This is a genomic window from Ramlibacter sp., assembly GCF_035706265.1.
Classification (GTDB): Bacteria; Pseudomonadota; Gammaproteobacteria; order Burkholderiales; family Burkholderiaceae_C; genus Ramlibacter.
This window is the reverse complement of sequence record NZ_DASSVG010000228.1, coordinates 1-15642: the sequence shown is the minus strand read 5'-3', so window position 1 is coordinate 15642 and position 15642 is coordinate 1. Positions and strand designations below refer to the sequence as shown.

Here is a 15642-nt window from a genome sequence, read left to right as displayed (position 1 = left end):
CTGCACGCTGAACTTCAACGACGACCCGGTGGGCATCAAGTCGATCGAGCACGCGATCATCGACCGCGCCTGGGAGAACGGCTGGGTGCAGCCGCGCGTGCCGCGCATCAGGACCGGCAAGAAGGTGGCCGTGGTCGGCTCTGGCCCGGCCGGCATGGCGGCGGCGCAGCAACTGGCCCGCGTCGGCCACGACGTGACGCTGTTCGAGAAGAACGACCGCGTGGGCGGCCTGCTGCGCTACGGAATCCCCGACTTCAAGATGGAGAAGCACCACATCGACCGGCGCGTGAAGCAGATGGAAGCCGAAGGCGTGACCATCCGCACTGGCGTGATGGTGGGCGAGCTGCCCAAGGGCTCGAAGGTCACCAACTGGGCCAAGGAGACGATCTCCGCGCAGCAGCTGCAGCAGGACTTCGATGCCGTGGTCCTCACCGGCGGCGCCGAACAGTCGCGCGACCTGCCGGTGCCCGGCCGCGACCTCGACGGCATCCACTTCGCGATGGAGTTCCTGCCGCAGCAGAACAAGGTCAACGCCGGCGACAAGGTCAAGGGCCAGATCACCGCGGCCGGCAAGCACGTGATCGTGATCGGCGGCGGCGACACCGGCAGCGACTGCGTGGGCACCAGCAACCGCCACGGCGCCAGGAGCGTCACGCAGTTCGAGCTGATGCCCATGCCCCCCGAGCAGGAGAACAAGGAGCTGACCTGGCCTTACTGGCCTTACAAGCTGCGCACTTCCTCCTCGCACGAAGAGGGCTGCGAGCGCGAGTTCGCCATTGCCACCAAGGAGTTCACGGGCGAGAAGGGCAAGGTCACCGGCCTGAAGACCGTGAACGTGGAGCTGAAGGACGGCAAGTTCGTCGAGATCCCCGGCACCGAAAGGGAATACAAGGCGGATCTCGTGCTGCTGGCCATGGGCTTCGTGAGCCCGGTGCAGACCATCCTGGAGGGCTTCGGGGTGGAGAAGGACGCGCGCGGCAACGCCCGGGCGACGACCGACTTCCACGGCGGGTATGCAACGAACGTTCCCAAGGTGTTCGCGGCCGGCGACATGCGGCGCGGCCAGTCGCTGGTGGTGTGGGCGATCCGCGAGGGCCGGCAGGCGGCGCGCGCGGTGGACGAATTCCTCATGGGATTCAGCGACCTGCCGCGGTAACGGGTTGGCACGAAGCCACACCCCGTCAGCTGCTCGACGGCAGCCCTGTAGCGCTGCGTCTATGATTCGGGACTTTCCAGCCTGGGGCCCCATGCGGGCCTCGCCTCCCCCGGATGACCGACAACGACTCCGGCCCGCTGGTCGAATGCCGCAACCTGAGCTTCGGCTACGACCAGCGCCGCATCCTCGATGACCTGAGCTTCACCGTGCCGCGCGGCAAGGTGACGGCGCTCATGGGCGCCTCGGGCGGCGGCAAGACCACGGTGCTGCGCCTGATCGGCGGCCAGATCCGCCCGCGCCAGGGCGAGCTGCTGTTCGACGGCGAGAACATCCCGGATCTCGACCGCCAGGGCCTGTACCGCATGCGCCGCCGCATGGGCATGCTGTTCCAGTTCGGCGCGCTGTTCACGGACCTGAGCGTCTTCGACAACGTGGCCTTCCCGCTGCGCGAGCACTCGGGCCTGCCCGAGCACCTGATCCGCGACATCGTGCTGATGAAGCTCAACGCGGTGGGCCTGCGCGGCGCGCGCGACCTGATGCCCAGCGAGGTCTCGGGCGGCATGGCCCGGCGCGTGGCGCTGGCGCGTGCGATCGCGCTCGATCCCGAACTCGTGATGTACGACGAGCCCTTCGCGGGGCTGGACCCGATCTCGCTCGGCACGGCGGCGCAGTTGATCCGGCGCCTGAACGACACGCTGGGCATCACCAGCATCGTGGTCTCGCACGACCTGGAAGAGACCTTCCACATCGCCGACCAGGTGATCGTGCTGGCCAACGGCCGCATCGCCGCCCAGGGCACGCCGGAGGAAGTGCGCCACTCCGACAACCCGCTGGTGCACCAGTTCGTCAACGCGCTGCCCGAAGGGCCCGTCCACTTCCACTACCCCGGTCCCTCCGTGGACCAGGACTTCAGCGGGGGATTGCGATGAGTTGGTGGAGTCCCTCCGACATCGGCTTCGCCACGCGCCGCAAGCTCGCCGACGTGGGCCATGCAACGCGCCTGTTCCTGCGCCTGATGGCGCTGGTCGGCGCGAGCTTCGCCCGCGCCCGGCTGCTGCGCGACCAGATCCACTTCCTGGGCAACTACTCGCTGGCGATCATCGGCGTGTCGGGCCTGTTCGTCGGCTTCGTGCTGGCCCTGCAGGGTTTCTACATCCTGCAACGTTACGGTTCGTCCGAGGCGCTGGGCCTGATGGTGGCGCTGAGCCTGGTGCGCGAGCTCGGGCCCGTGGTCACGGCGCTGCTGTTCGCCGGCCGCGCAGGCACCTCGCTCACCGCGGAGATCGGCCTCATGAAGGCGGGCGAGCAGCTGTCCGCGATGGAGATGATGGCCGTGGACCCCGTGCAGCGCATCCTGGCGCCGCGCTTCTGGGGCGGCGTGATCACGCTGCCGCTGCTGGCCGCCGTCTTCAACGCGGTGGGCATCCTCGGCGGCTGGATCGTGGGCGTGCTGATGATCGGGGTGGACCCCGGCGCCTTCTGGAGCCAGATGCAAGGCGGCGTGGACGTGTTCAAGGACGTCGGCAACGGCGTGATCAAGAGCCTGGTGTTCGGCGTCGCCGTCACCTTCATCGCCGTGCTGCAAGGCTACGAGGCGCGGCCGACGCCGGAAGGCGTCTCGCGCGCCACCACGCGCACCGTCGTCATGGCCTCGCTGGCCGTGCTGGGACTCGACTTCGTCTTGACGGCCATGATGTTCAGCATTTAGGAGAAAGAGAAATGGACCGCACCAAGAACGACGTCTGGGTCGGACTGTTCGTCCTGATCGGCGCCGCCGCGCTGGTGTTCCTGGCGTTGCAGGCCGCCAACCTGCTGACCCTGAGCTTCCAGCCGACCTACCGGCTGGAAGCGAAGTTCGACAACATCGGCGGCCTCAAGCCGCGCGCGGCCGTGAAGAGCTCGGGCGTGGTCGTCGGCCGCGTGGAATCGATCACGTTCGACGACAAGACTTTCCAGGCCCGGGTCATCCTGGCCATGGAAACCCGCTACAAATTCCCCAAGGACAGCTCGCTGAAGATCCTCACCAGCGGCCTCCTGGGTGAGCAATATGTGGGGATCGAAGCCGGGGCCGACGAGAGCGTGCTGGCGGCCGGCGATACCATTGGCACTACGCAGTCCGCGGTCGTACTGGAGAACCTGATCGGTCAATTCCTCTACAACAAGGCGGCGGAAGGCCCGAGTACAGGAACGACGAAGAAATGAAACTGGAACGCCTGGCCGTGGGCGGTCTCCTCGCCGCCCTGCTGGCGCTGGGCGGCTGCGCGACCACGGGCGAAGCCCGCAATCCCCGCGATCCGTGGGAGCCCTTCAACCGTCACGCCTACAACTTCAACGAGGGCCTCGACCGGGTCCTGCTGAAGCCCGCGGCCACCTGGTACCGCGACAAGGTGCCGCCGCTGATGCGCACCGGCGTGGCGAACTTCTTCGGCAACGTCGGCGATGCCTGGTCGGCGGTGAACAACCTGCTGCAATGGCGGCTGCCCGAATTCGAGGAGAGCCTGGCGCGCTTCCAGCTCAACACGATGTTCGGCGTGTTCGGCATCTTCGACGTCGCGAGCGAGTTCAACATCGAGCGCCACAAGGAAGACTTCGGCCAGACCCTGGGACGCTGGGGCGTGCCCGCCGGTCCCTTCGTGATGCTGCCCTTCCTGGGCCCCTCGACCCTGCGCGACACAATGGCGCTGCCGGTCGAGCGCCGCTATGACCTCATCGGCCTGATCGAGAACACCGGCGTGCGCGACTTCACCTACGTGCTGAACGCGGTGGACCGGCGATCCAACCTGCTGCGCGTGGGCAACGTGCTGGAGGAGGCCGCGCTCGACAAGTACTCCTTCACGCGCGACGCCTACCTGCAGCGGCGCCGCGCGCAGATCTTCGATCGCGAGGACAATCGCGAGGCGCCGCCCCCCGGCCTGCCCGACGAGTCGCTGGAGGAGCCTGCCGAGGCCGCTCCGGCCCGCCCGCCGGCCAGCGCCCCCGCCCGCTGATGGGTTGCAGGCTGTTGCGAGTTTGCCAATCGCGGCTGAAACCCGCTCCTGCGGCCGTGTTCCAACAGGGGCCGGCCACGGGCACGGCAAGCAAGAAAGGATTGAAATGATTCGACGTTCCCTCTTCCGCGTGGCGGCTTCGCTGTTCGCCGCCGCCGCCCTGGCCGGCGCCTTGCCGGCGGCGCAGGCGGCCGACGAAGCCCCCGATGCCATGATCAAGCGCCTCTCCGACGAGGTGCTGACCATCATCCGCACCGACAAGAGCGTGCAGGCGGGCGACATCAACAAGATCATGGCCGTGGTCGACAGCAAGATCATGCCGCACGTGAACTTCCAGCGCATGACCGCTTCCGCCGTCGGCCCGGCCTGGCGCCAGGCCACGCCGGAGCAGCGCGCGCGCCTGCAGGACGAATTCAAGCTGCTGCTGGTGCGCACCTATTCGGGCGCGCTGTCGCAGGTGTCCGACGAGTCGATCTCGGTCAAGCCGCTGCGCGCGCAACCCACCGACACCGAGGTGGTGGTGCGCAGCGAAATCCGCGGCCGCGGCGATCCGATCCAGCTCGAATACCGGCTGCAGAAAGCCGCCGACGGCTGGAAGATCTACAACCTGAACGTGCTGGGCGTGTGGCTGGTCGAGACCTACCGCAGCCAGTTCGCGCAGGAGATCAACGCCAAGGGCGTGGATGGCCTGATCGCCTCGCTGGCCGAGCGCAACCGCGCCAACGCCGCCGGCGGCCGCAAGGGCTGAGCGTGCTGGTCCTGCCCGAGCAACTGACCCACGGCACCGCCACGGCCTGCTGCCGCATGCTGGCGCAGGCCCTGCGGTCGGATCCGGCGCGCGAGGCCGTCGCCGACGCCTCCGCGCTGAAGGTGTTCGATTCCTCGGCGCTCGCGGTGCTGCTGGAGTGCCGGCGCGAGGCGCTGGCGCAGGGCAAGAGCTTCGCCGTGAGCAAGCTCCATCCGCGCCTGCGGGCCCTGGCCACGCTGTACGGCGTGGGCGAGCTGCTGCCCGTCGCGCCATAGCCCTGCACGGCGGCGACCTGGGGCCCGGCCGTAAAATGGCGGGTTCCCCATGGCCGCCGTTTCCTTCCAGTCCGTCTCCAAGACCTATGCCACTGCCCGCGGCAGCTTCCAGGCCCTGGACGGCGTCAGCTTCGACATCGAGGAGGGCGAGTTCTTCGGCCTCCTGGGCCCCAACGGCGCCGGCAAGACGACCCTGATCAGCATCCTGGCAGGCCTGGTACGCGCGAGCGCCGGCCGCGTGCTGGTGCACGGCCACGACGTGCAGCAGGAGTACGCGCTGGCACGCCGCCTGCTCGGCGTGGTGCCGCAGGAGCTCGTCTTCGATCCCTTCTTCAGCGTGCGCGAGGCGCTGCGCATCCAGTCCGGCTATTTCGGCGTGAAGGACAACGACGCCTGGATCGACGAACTGCTGCACCACCTCGGGCTGGCCGACAAGGCCGGCGCCAACATGCGCCAGCTCTCGGGCGGCATGAAGCGGCGCGTGCTGGTGGCGCAGGCGCTGGTGCACCGGCCGCCGGTGATCGTGCTGGACGAGCCGACCGCCGGTGTCGACGTGGAGCTGCGCCAGACGCTGTGGCAGTTCATCGCCAAGCTCAATCGCGAAGGCCACACCGTGCTGCTGACGACGCACTACCTGGAGGAGGCGGAGGCCCTGTGCAGCCGCATCGCCATGCTCAAGACCGGCCGGCTGGTGGCGCTGGAGCGCACCAGCGAGCTGCTGCAGGCCGCCTCCAGCAACGTGCTGCGCTTCAAGATCGACGGTGCGCTGCCGCGCGAGTTCGAAGGCAAGGCGCGCGTCACCGGCCGCATCGTGCAGCTGCCCGCCCACGACGCCCACGAGATCGAACAGCACCTGGCGGTGATCCGCCAGGCCGGCGTGCGGGTGGAGGACGTCGAGATCCGCAAGGCGGACCTGGAGGACGTGTTCCTGGACGTGATGTCGGCCGAGGGGCGGGCGCTGCCGCCGCCGGCGCCGGCCGAGCCGGCCACCGCCGCCGAGCGCGAGGCCGCGGGCCTGGCGGAGGACAGCCGCCTATGACCGGCTGGCAGACGCTGCTTTACAAGGAAGTGCTGCGCTTCTGGAAGGTGGGCTTCCAGACCGTGGCGGCGCCGGTGCTCACGGCCTTGCTGTACCTGCTGATCTTCGGCCACGTGCTGTCCGACCGGGTGAAGGTCTACGACACGATCAGCTACACCTCTTTCCTGGTGCCGGGGCTGGTGATGATGAGCGTGCTGCAGAACGCCTTCGCCAACAGCTCCTCGTCCCTGATCCAGAGCAAGATCATGGGCAACCTCGTGTTCGTGCTGCTCACGCCGCTGTCGCACTGGAGCTGGTTCGTGGCCTACGTCGGCTCCTCGGTCGCGCGCGGCCTGTGCGTGGGCCTGGGCGTCTTCCTCGTCACCGTGGGCTTCACCCACGTGAGCTTCCAGTCGCCGCTGTGGATCCTGGTGTTCGCCGTCCTCGGCGCCGGCATGCTGGGCGCGCTGGGCCTGATCGCCGGCCTGTGGGCCGAGAAGTTCGACCAGATGGCGGCGTTCCAGAACTTCATCATCGTGCCGATGACCTTCCTCTCGGGCGTGTTCTATTCGATCCACTCGCTGCCCGATTTCTGGCAGGGCGTGAGCCACCTCAACCCCTTCTTCTACATGATCGACGGCTTCCGCTACGGCTTCTTCGGCGTGAGCGACGTCTCGCCCTGGCTCAGCCTGGGCATCGTCGGCAGCGCGATGCTGGCCGTGAGCGCGATCGCCCTCCACCTGCTGCGCATCGGCTACAAGATCCGCGGCTGACACCTTCCCCGAAAGAGATCCTCATGACCGCCGACGAACTGCGCTCCCTGATCGCCACCAGCCTGCAATGCGACCACATCGAGGTGGACGGCGACGGCCGCCACTGGTCCGCGGTGATCGTGTCGGCCGAGTTCGCCGGTTTGCGTCGAATCCAGCGCCACCAGAAGGTCTACGGCACCCTTGGTGCGAGAATGCACAGCGACGAGGTGCACGCCTTGTCGATGCAGACTTTCACGCCCGAGGAATGGGCGGCCCTCCAGCAACCCTGAAGTTCCATGGACAAGCTCCTGATTCGCGGCGGCAAGCCGCTGCACGGCGAGATCCGCATCTCCGGCGCCAAGAACGCGGCGCTGCCCGAGTTGTGTGCCGCGCTGCTTACGGCCGAACCCGTCACGCTGCAGAACATCCCGCGGTTGCAGGACGTGGCCACGATGCTCAAGCTCATCCGCAACATGGGAGCGAAGGCGGAGTTCAGCAACGACGGCACCGTCGTCATCGACTCGAAGGACCTGCACTTCCCCGAGGCGCCCTACGAGATGGTGAAGACCATGCGCGCCTCGGTACTGGCGCTCGGACCGCTGCTCGCGCGCTTCGGCGAGGCCACCGTGTCGCTGCCCGGCGGCTGCGCGATCGGTGCCCGCCCGGTGGACCAGCACATCAAGGGCCTGCAGAAGATGGGCGCCGAGATCGTGATCGAGCACGGCTACATGATCGCCAAGCTGCCCAAGGGGCAGGAGCGGCTGAAGGGCGCGCACATCCGCACCGACATGATCACGGTGACGGGCACCGAGAACTTCATGATGGCGGCGGCGCTGGCCGAGGGCGAGACCATCCTCGAGAACCCGGCGCAGGAGCCGGAGATCACCGACCTGGGCGACATGCTCAACGCCATGGGCGCCAAGGTCGAGGGCCACGGCACCGGCCGCATCCGCATCGTCGGCGTCGAGAAGCTGCACGGCGCCACCCACAAGGTGGTGGCGGACCGCATCGAATGCGGCACCTTCCTGTGCGCCGTGGCTGCCGCGGGCGGCGACGTGCTGCTGAAGGACGGCCGGGCCGACCACCTGGGCGCCGTGATCGACCTGCTGTGCGCCGCCGGCGCCGAGGTCGAGCCGCTCAAGGACGGCATCCGCGTCAAGTCGGCCGGCCGCCTGGAAGCCCAGAGCTTCAAGACCACCGAATACCCGGGCTTCCCCACCGACATGCAGGCGCAGTTCATGGCACTGAATTGCATCGCGGAGGGCGACGCCAAGATCACCGAGACGATCTTCGAGAACCGCTTCATGCACGTCAGCGAGCTGATGCGCATGGGCGCGCACATCGACGTCGACGGCAAGGTCGCCGTCACGCACGGCGTGGAGAGGCTCTCCGGCGCGGCGGTGATGGCCACCGACCTGCGCGCCTCCGCCTCGCTCGTGATCGCCGGCCTGGTGGCCGACGGCGAGACGCTGGTCGACCGCATCTACCACCTGGACCGCGGCTACGAGCAGATGGAAATGAAGCTGCGCGCGCTGGGCGCCGACATCGAAAGAGTGAAATGAACCAAGGGGTGCGCCCCTCCCTGACCCTCGCCCTGTCCAAGGGCCGCATCTTCGACGAGACCCTGCCGCTGCTGGCGGCGGCCGGGATCGAGGTGCTGGAAGATCCCGAGAAATCGCGCAAGCTGATCATCGGCACGACCAACCCCGACCTGCGGGTGGTGCTGGTGCGGGCGACCGACGTGCCGACCTACGTGCAGTACGGCGGCGCCGACCTCGGCGTGACCGGACTGGACACGCTGATCGAGCATGGCGCGACCTGGGGAGGCGGCGCAAGCGCCGCGGGCCTGTACCAGCCGCTGGACCTGCAGATCGCGAAGTGCCGGGTGAGCGTGGCGGTGCGGTCCGATTTCGACTATGCCTCCGCGGTGCGCCAGGGGGCGCGGCTGAAGGTCGCCACCAAGTACACCAGCATCGCGCGCGACTTCTTCGCCGCCAAGGGCGTGCACGTGGACCTGATCAAGCTCTATGGCTCCATGGAGCTCGCGCCGCTGACCGGCCTGGCCGACGCCATCGTGGACCTGGTGTCCACGGGCGGCACCCTGAAGGCCAACAACCTGGTCGAGGTCGAGCGCATCATGGACATCAGCTCGCGCCTGGTCGTCAACCAGGCCGCGCTCAAGCTGAAGCAGGAGCCGATCCGCCACCTGATCGACGTGTTCGCCCGCACCGTCGCCGCCCGGAATTGACCCACCCCGAAGCGCCCCTGGCGCCTGCCCCGACATGAGTCCCGCTGCCCGCCCCCTGCGCCTTTCCACCCGCGACGCCGGCTTCGACGCCGCCTTCCAGGCGCGCCTGCACTGGTCGGCCGATACCGACGCCGGCATCGAGCAGGCGGTGGCGAAGATCCTGGCCGACGTGCAGCAGCGTGGCGACGCGGCGGTGCTGGAGTACACCAACCGCTTCGACGGCATGCAGGCGAGCTCGCTGCAGGAACTGGTGCTGCAGGCCTCCGAGCTGCAGGCCGCCTTCGACGGCCTGCCGGCGAAGCAGCGCGAGGCGCTGGAGGCGGCCGCGCGCCGTGTGCGCGCCTACCACGAGCAGCAGAAGAAGGCCTGCGGCGAGAGCTGGAGCTACCGCGATGCCGACGGCAGCCTGCTGGGGCAGAAGGTCACGCCGCTGGACCGCGTCGGCATCTACGTGCCGGGCGGCAAGGCGGCCTATCCGTCCTCGGTGCTGATGAACGCCATCCCGGCCCACGTGGCCGGCGTCGGCGAGATCGTCATGGTGGTGCCCACGCCGCGCGGCGAGCGCAATCCGCTGGTGCTGGCCGCGGCCCACGTGGCCGGCGTGACGCGCGTGTTCGCCATCGGCGGCGCCCAGGCCGTGGGCGCGCTGGCCTACGGCACCGCGAGCGTCCCGCGGGTGGACAAGATCACCGGCCCCGGCAACGCCTACGTGGCCAGCGCCAAGCGGCGCGTGTTCGGCCAGGTCGGCATCGACATGATCGCCGGCCCGAGCGAGATCCTGGTGCTGGCCGACGGCAGCACGCCGGCCGACTGGGTGGCCATGGACCTGTTCTCGCAGGCCGAGCACGACGAGCTGGCGCAGAGCATCCTGCTGTGCCCCGACGAGGCCTACATCGGCCAGGTGCAGGCCGCGATCGACCGCATGCTGCCCGAGATGCCCCGCGCGGAGATCATCGCCAGCTCGCTGTCCGGCCGCGGCGCGCTGATCCACACCCGCAGCATGGAAGAGGCCTGCGAGATCAGCAACCGCATCGCGCCCGAGCACCTGGAGATCGCCAGCCGCGACCCGCACCGCTGGGAGCCGCTGCTGCGGCACGCCGGCGCGATCTTCCTCGGCGCGTACACCAGCGAGTCGCTGGGCGACTACTGCGCCGGCCCCAACCACGTGCTGCCCACGTCCACCACGGCGCGCTTCTCCAGCCCGCTGGGGGTGTACGACTTCCAGAAGCGCAGCAGCCTGATCGAGGTGAGCGAAGCCGGCGCCCAGACCCTGGGCACCATCGCCGCCGAACTCGCCTACGGCGAAGGCCTGCAGGCCCACGCCCGCGCGGCGGAGCTGCGGCTGAAGCGCTGAATTGCAACAGCCGGACGCAAAGGACGCAAAGGCACGCAAAGGACGCAAAAAGGAAGGAACTCCATAATTGGGTTTCTTTTGCGTCCTTCGCGGAACCTTCGCGTCCTTTGCGTCCGGGAGTTCCTGACTTTTCCTCCATGACCGCCCCCCTCCAAAAACTCATCGCAACCCGCATCCGCCAGGACGTGCAGGGCATGCACGCCTATGCCATCCAGGACTCCCGGGGCATGGTGAAGCTGGATGCGATGGAGAACCCGCACCGGCTGCCCGCGCCGCTGCAGAAGGAACTCGGCGAGCGGCTCGCCGCCATCGCCCTGAACCGCTATCCCGGCGAACGCATCGAGGACCTGAAGCGGGCGCTCGCCCGCCACGCCCAGGTGCCCGCCGGCTGCGACCTGATGCTGGGCAACGGCTCCGACGAACTGATCTCGCTGCTGGCCCTGGCCTGCGACGTGCCCGGCGCCACCATCCTGGCGCCGCAACCCGGCTTCGTGATGTACGCGATGAGCGCGCAGCTGCAGGGCCTGAAGTTCGTGGGCGTGGACCTCACGCCGGAATTCGAGCTCGACGAGCCGGCGATGCTGGAGGCGATCGCCCAGCACCAGCCGGCGATCGTCTACCTCGCCTACCCGAACAATCCCACGGCCAACCTGTGGAGCGACGCCACGATCGACAGGATCGTCGAGGCGGCGCCCGGCCTGGTGGTGATCGACGAGGCCTACCAGCCTTTCTCCAGCCGCAGCTACCTCGATCGGCTGGAGCAGCACGAGCACGTGCTGCTGATGCGCACCCTCAGCAAGTTCGGCCTGGCGGGCGTGCGCATCGGCTACATGATGGGCCGCAAGGAACTGGTGGCGCAGATCGACAAGGTGCGCCCGCCCTACAACGTGAGCGTGCTGAACGCCGAAGCGGCCCTGTTCGCGCTGGAGCACGAGGACGTGTTCGCCGCCCAGGCGGCCGACCTGAAGCGCGAACGCGAACGCCTGCAGCAGGCGCTGAAGGCCATGGGCCTGAAGACCTGGCCCAGCGACGCCAACATGATCCTCGTGCGCGTGCCCGATCCGGCCGCCAGCTTCGAGGGCATGAAGGCGCGCGGGATCCTCGTCAAGAACGTCTCTAGAATGCATCCCTTGCTGGCCGGCTGCCTGCGCCTGACCGTCGGCACGGCCGAAGAGAACACGCAGATGCTCGCCGCCCTGCAGTCCACCTTATGAGAACCGCTGAAGTCACTCGCAATACGGCGGAAACGCAGATCGCCGTCCGGCTCGACCTCGATGGCACCGGCCAGGCGAAGCTGTCCACCGGCATCGGCTTTTTCGACCACATGCTGGACCAGATCGCCCGCCACGGCCTGATCGACCTGGAGATCGAGGCCCAGGGCGACCTGCACATCGACGGCCACCACACGGTGGAAGACGTGGGCATCACGCTGGGGCAGGCGGTCTACAAGGCCGTGGGCGACAAGAAGGGCATCCGCCGCTACGGCCACGCCTACGTGCCGCTGGACGAGGCGCTGTCGCGGGTGGTGATCGACTTCTCGGGCCGGCCCGGCCTGGTGATGAACGTGCCCTTCAAGAGCGGCATGATCGGCACCTTCGACACCCAGCTCGCGCACGAATTCTTCCAGGGCTTCGCCAACCACGCCTTCGTGACGCTGCACATCGACAACCTGCGCGGCGAGAACGCACACCACCAGTGCGAGACGGTGTTCAAGGCCTTCGCCCGCGCCCTGCGCAGCGCCCTGGAGCTCGATCCGCGCGCGGCCGGCACCATCCCCTCCACCAAGGGCAGCCTCTGACAATGCGGACCGTCGCGGTCGTCGACTACGGCATGGGCAACCTGCGCTCCGTCTCGCAGGCCGTCCTGCACGTGGCCCAGGGCAGCGGCCTCACGGCCGTGGTCACCTCGCGCCCCGAAGAGGTGCGCGCCGCCGAACGGGTGGTGCTGCCGGGGCAGGGCGCCATGCCCGATTGCATGCGCGAGCTGCGCGAGTCGGGCCTGCTGGAGCCGGTGCTGGAGGCCGCCGCCAGCAAGCCGCTGTTCGGCGTCTGCGTCGGCATGCAGATGCTGCTCGATCGCAGCGAGGAAGGGCCCACTGACGGCCTCGGCCTGATCCACGGCGAGGTGGTGCGCTTCCGCCTCGAGGGCCAGCGGCAGCCCGATGGCAGCCGCTACAAGGTGCCGCAAATGGGCTGGAACCGCGTCCACCAGGCCCGGCGCCACCCGCTGTGGGCCGAGGTGCCGGATGGCAGCTTCTTCTATTTCGTGCATTCGTACTACGCCAGGCCGTCGGACCCCGACCACAGCGTTGGGGAATCCGAGTATGGCGTTCGCTTTACCTGTGCGGTGGCCCGCGATAATATTTTTGCGACCCAGTTCCACCCCGAGAAAAGCGCCGACCAGGGCCTGACGCTCTATCGCAACTTCCTGCACTGGAATCCCTGATCGAACCGGGTCGCGGCGCGCCGCCGGCGGCCGTTTTCCAATTTTTTCCCATGCTGCTGATCCCCGCGATTGACCTGAAAGACGGCCACTGCGTACGCCTGAAACAAGGCGACATGGACCAGGCGACCACCTTCAGCGAGGACCCCGCCGCCATGGCGCGCACCTGGCTGGAGCGCGGCGCCCGCCGCCTGCACCTGGTGGACCTGAACGGCGCCTTTGCCGGCAAGCCGCAGAACTTTTCTGCGGTGCGTTCCATCCTCAAGGCCGTGGGCGACGAGATCCCGGTGCAGCTCGGGGGCGGCATCCGCGACCTCGACACGATCGAGAAATACATCGACGGCGGCCTGCGCTACGTGATCATCGGCACCGCCGCCGTCAAGAACCCCGGCTTCCTGAAGGATGCGTGCACCGCCTTCGGCGGCCACATCATCGTGGGCCTGGACGCCAAGGACGGCAAGGTCGCCACCGACGGCTGGAGCAAGCTCACCGGCCACGAGGTGGTGGACCTGGCGAAGAAGTTCGAGGACTGGGGCGTCGAATCGATCATCTACACCGACATCGGCCGCGACGGGATGCTCACCGGCATCAACGTCGACGCCACGGTGAAGCTGGCGCAGTCGCTGTCCATCCCCGTGATCGCCTCCGGCGGCCTGTCCTCGCTGGCGGACATCGAGCAGCTGTGCGCGGTGGAGGACGAGGGCATCGAAGGCGTGATCTGCGGCCGGGCGATCTATTCCGGCGACCTCGATTTCGCCCAGGCCCAAGCCCGGGCGGACGAACTGAACGGCCAGACCTGAAGTGCTCGCCAAACGCATCATCCCCTGCCTCGACGTGACCGGCGGGCGGGTCGTCAAGGGCGTCAACTTCGTCGAGCTGCGCGACGCCGGCGACCCGGTGGAGATCGCCGCCCGCTACAACGAGCAGGGCGCCGACGAACTGACCTTCCTGGACATCACGGCCACCAGCGACGGCCGCGACCTGATCCTGCACATCATCGAGGCGGTGGCCTCGCAGGTGTTCATCCCGCTCACGGTGGGCGGCGGCGTGCGCACGGTGGAAGACGTGCGGCGGCTGCTCAACGCCGGGGCCGACAAGACCAGCTTCAATTCGGCCGCCATCGCCAACCCGGACGTGATCGACGCGGCCTCCGCCAGGTACGGCGCCCAGTGCATCGTGGTGGCCATCGACGCCAAGCGCCGCAACCCCGAGGACGCGGCCAGCCGCGGCCCCGGCTGGGACGTGTACAGCCACGGCGGTCGCCGCAACACGGGCCTGGATGCCGTGGCCTGGGCCACCGAGATGGCCCGCCGCGGCGCCGGCGAGATCCTGCTGACCAGCATGGACCGCGACGGCACCAAGTCCGGCTTCGACCTGGAACTCACGCGCGCCGTGGCCGATGCGGTGCCGGTGCCGGTGATCGCCTCCGGCGGCGTCGGCAACCTGGACCACCTGGCCGACGGCGTGCAGCAAGGCGGCGCCGACGCGGTGCTGGCCGCCAGCATCTTCCACTACGGCGAATACACCGTGGCGCAGGCGAAGGCGCGGATGGCCGAACGCGGCATTCCGGTGCGGCTGTAGCGCCCTGGAGGATGGGGGACAATACCCCCATGAACTGGCTCGACGAGGTCAAATGGGACGCGCAGGGGCTCGTCCCCGTCATCGCGCAGGAGGCGTCCAGCGGCGACGTGCTGATGTTCGCCTGGATGGACCGGGCGGCGCTGCAGAAGACGGCCGAACTCGGGCGCGCCGTGTACTTCAGCCGCTCGCGCGGCAAGCTCTGGTTCAAGGGCGAGGAGTCCGGCCACGTGCAGCAGGTGCACGAGATCCGCATGGACTGTGACAACGACGTGCTGCTGCTGAAGGTCACCCAGCTCGGGCACGATCCCTCCATCGCCTGCCACACCGGCCGCCACAGCTGCTTCTTCCGGGTCTGGCGCGACGGCGCCTGGCAAACGGTGGAGCCGGTCTTGAAAGACCCGTCCACCATCTACACCTCCTGAGCATGAGCGACGTCGACACCCTGGCCCGCCTGGCCGAAGTCATCGAAAGCCGCAAGCCGGCCCGCGGGGGCGACCCCGCCGCCAGCTACGTCGCGAAACTGCTGCACAAGGGCCCCGACGCCTTCCTCAAGAAGATCGGCGAGGAGGCCACCGAGGTCGTGATGGCGGCCAAGGACGCCGAGCACGGCGGCGACCGGGCGAAGCTGGTCGGCGAGGTGGCCGACCTCTGGTTCCATTCCATGATCGCGCTGGCGCACTACGGGCTCGGCCCCGCCGACGTGGTGGCCGAACTGCGCCGCCGCGAGGGCCTGAGCGGCCTGGAGGAAAAGGCGCAGCGCAGTGCACGCCCGGGTCCGGGCGGCGAATAAGAAGGAGAAGGAGCAGCGATGGCCGAGACGGATTTCGTCACGATGGAAGACAAGCGTTCCGACCGCTCCACGATGCACGTGCTGTACGGGCTGCACACGGTGGCGCCGTTCACGCTCTGGTCGCTGTCGGTGATCGCCCTGATCATCAATTACGTCAAGCGCTCGGACGAAACCGACCGCCTGTACGCCGAGCACCACGGCTACATGATCCGCACCTTCTGGTGGACGCTGCTGTGGCTGGTGCTGACCGGGCCGCTGTGGTTCCTGCTGTTCTTCCCCGGCGCGATCGCC

At 68.4% G+C, this 15642-nt stretch carries 21 protein-coding genes; all 21 read left to right on the top strand.

The window, feature by feature from the left end:
* Positions 1 to 1156 (top strand): glutamate synthase subunit beta (locus VFM98_RS08660; RefSeq protein ID WP_325109510.1); only part of this gene is annotated, 1156 nt, incomplete at its 5' end.
* A gap of 113 nt (positions 1157 to 1269) precedes the next feature.
* On the top strand, positions 1270 to 2085 hold the full coding sequence (locus tag VFM98_RS08655; RefSeq protein WP_325109509.1) for an ABC transporter ATP-binding protein: 816 nt from the start codon (positions 1270 to 1272) through the stop codon (positions 2083 to 2085).
* On the top strand, positions 2082 to 2864 hold the full coding sequence (gene mlaE, locus VFM98_RS08650) for a lipid asymmetry maintenance ABC transporter permease subunit MlaE (protein ID WP_325109508.1): 783 nt from the start codon (positions 2082 to 2084) through the stop codon (positions 2862 to 2864). Before VFM98_RS08655 ends, mlaE begins: the two co-directional genes overlap by 4 nt.
* 11 nt (positions 2865 to 2875) lie before the next feature.
* Positions 2876 to 3358, top strand: coding sequence for an outer membrane lipid asymmetry maintenance protein MlaD (mlaD, locus tag VFM98_RS08645; RefSeq protein ID WP_325109507.1), 483 nt, complete (start codon positions 2876 to 2878; stop codon positions 3356 to 3358).
* The gene (locus tag VFM98_RS08640) at positions 3355 to 4143 is read left to right on the top strand and encodes a VacJ family lipoprotein (protein WP_325109506.1); all 789 of its coding nucleotides are present in this window, start codon (positions 3355 to 3357) and stop codon (positions 4141 to 4143) included. The genes mlaD and VFM98_RS08640 overlap by 4 nt, the downstream gene beginning before the upstream one ends.
* Before the next feature lie 106 nt (positions 4144 to 4249).
* Positions 4250 to 4891 carry an ABC transporter substrate-binding protein gene (locus VFM98_RS08635; protein ID WP_325109505.1) on the top strand — a complete coding sequence of 214 codons (642 nt, stop codon included), beginning with the start codon at positions 4250 to 4252 and terminating at the stop codon, positions 4889 to 4891.
* Between the two features lie 2 nt (positions 4892 to 4893).
* On the top strand, positions 4894 to 5166 hold the full coding sequence (locus VFM98_RS08630; protein ID WP_325109504.1) for an STAS domain-containing protein: 273 nt from the start codon (positions 4894 to 4896) through the stop codon (positions 5164 to 5166).
* Between the two features lie 49 nt (positions 5167 to 5215).
* Positions 5216 to 6205 carry an ABC transporter ATP-binding protein gene (locus tag VFM98_RS08625; protein ID WP_325109503.1) on the top strand — a complete coding sequence of 330 codons (990 nt, stop codon included), beginning with the start codon at positions 5216 to 5218 and terminating at the stop codon, positions 6203 to 6205.
* A complete protein-coding gene (locus tag VFM98_RS08620) occupies positions 6202 to 6957 on the top strand; it encodes an ABC transporter permease (RefSeq protein ID WP_325109502.1) in 756 nt (251 codons plus the stop codon). The genes VFM98_RS08625 and VFM98_RS08620 overlap by 4 nt, the downstream gene beginning before the upstream one ends.
* A gap of 23 nt (positions 6958 to 6980) precedes the next feature.
* On the top strand, positions 6981 to 7226 hold the full coding sequence (locus VFM98_RS08615; protein ID WP_325109501.1) for a BolA family protein: 246 nt from the start codon (positions 6981 to 6983) through the stop codon (positions 7224 to 7226).
* 6 nt (positions 7227 to 7232) lie between these two features.
* On the top strand, positions 7233 to 8498 hold the full coding sequence (gene murA / locus VFM98_RS08610; RefSeq protein ID WP_325109500.1) for a UDP-N-acetylglucosamine 1-carboxyvinyltransferase: 1266 nt from the start codon (positions 7233 to 7235) through the stop codon (positions 8496 to 8498).
* Entirely contained in the window at positions 8495 to 9184 is a 690-nt protein-coding gene (hisG, locus tag VFM98_RS08605) for an ATP phosphoribosyltransferase (RefSeq protein ID WP_325109499.1), read from the top strand. Before murA ends, hisG begins: the two co-directional genes overlap by 4 nt.
* Positions 9185 to 9218: 34 nt before the next feature.
* The gene (gene hisD / locus VFM98_RS08600; protein WP_325109498.1) at positions 9219 to 10538 is read left to right on the top strand and encodes a histidinol dehydrogenase; all 1320 of its coding nucleotides are present in this window, start codon (positions 9219 to 9221) and stop codon (positions 10536 to 10538) included.
* 137 nt (positions 10539 to 10675) lie between these two features.
* A complete protein-coding gene (gene hisC / locus VFM98_RS08595) occupies positions 10676 to 11752 on the top strand; it encodes a histidinol-phosphate transaminase (protein ID WP_325109497.1) in 1077 nt (358 codons plus the stop codon).
* A complete protein-coding gene (hisB, locus tag VFM98_RS08590; RefSeq protein ID WP_325109496.1) occupies positions 11749 to 12336 on the top strand; it encodes an imidazoleglycerol-phosphate dehydratase HisB in 588 nt (195 codons plus the stop codon). Before hisC ends, hisB begins: the two co-directional genes overlap by 4 nt.
* A gap of 2 nt (positions 12337 to 12338) precedes the next feature.
* Complete coding sequence (hisH, locus tag VFM98_RS08585) at positions 12339 to 12983, top strand: imidazole glycerol phosphate synthase subunit HisH (RefSeq protein WP_325109495.1); 645 nt, start codon at positions 12339 to 12341, stop codon at positions 12981 to 12983.
* Between the two features lie 50 nt (positions 12984 to 13033).
* Positions 13034 to 13780 (top strand): 1-(5-phosphoribosyl)-5-[(5-phosphoribosylamino)methylideneamino]imidazole-4-carboxamide isomerase, encoded by a 747-nt coding sequence (gene hisA / locus VFM98_RS08580; protein WP_325109494.1) that lies wholly within the window; start codon positions 13034 to 13036, stop codon positions 13778 to 13780.
* A gap of 1 nt (position 13781) precedes the next feature.
* Positions 13782 to 14561, top strand: a complete 780-nt coding sequence (hisF, locus tag VFM98_RS08575) for an imidazole glycerol phosphate synthase subunit HisF (RefSeq protein WP_325109493.1) — start codon at positions 13782 to 13784, stop codon at positions 14559 to 14561.
* Positions 14562 to 14590: 29 nt separating this feature from the next.
* The gene (hisI, locus tag VFM98_RS08570; RefSeq protein ID WP_325109492.1) at positions 14591 to 14983 is read left to right on the top strand and encodes a phosphoribosyl-AMP cyclohydrolase; all 393 of its coding nucleotides are present in this window, start codon (positions 14591 to 14593) and stop codon (positions 14981 to 14983) included.
* A gap of 2 nt (positions 14984 to 14985) precedes the next feature.
* Positions 14986 to 15351 (top strand): phosphoribosyl-ATP diphosphatase, encoded by a 366-nt coding sequence (locus tag VFM98_RS08565; protein ID WP_325109491.1) that lies wholly within the window; start codon positions 14986 to 14988, stop codon positions 15349 to 15351.
* Between the two features lie 18 nt (positions 15352 to 15369).
* A partial coding sequence (locus VFM98_RS08560) for a hypothetical protein (RefSeq protein ID WP_325109490.1) occupies positions 15370 to 15642 on the top strand: 273 nt, incomplete at its 3' end.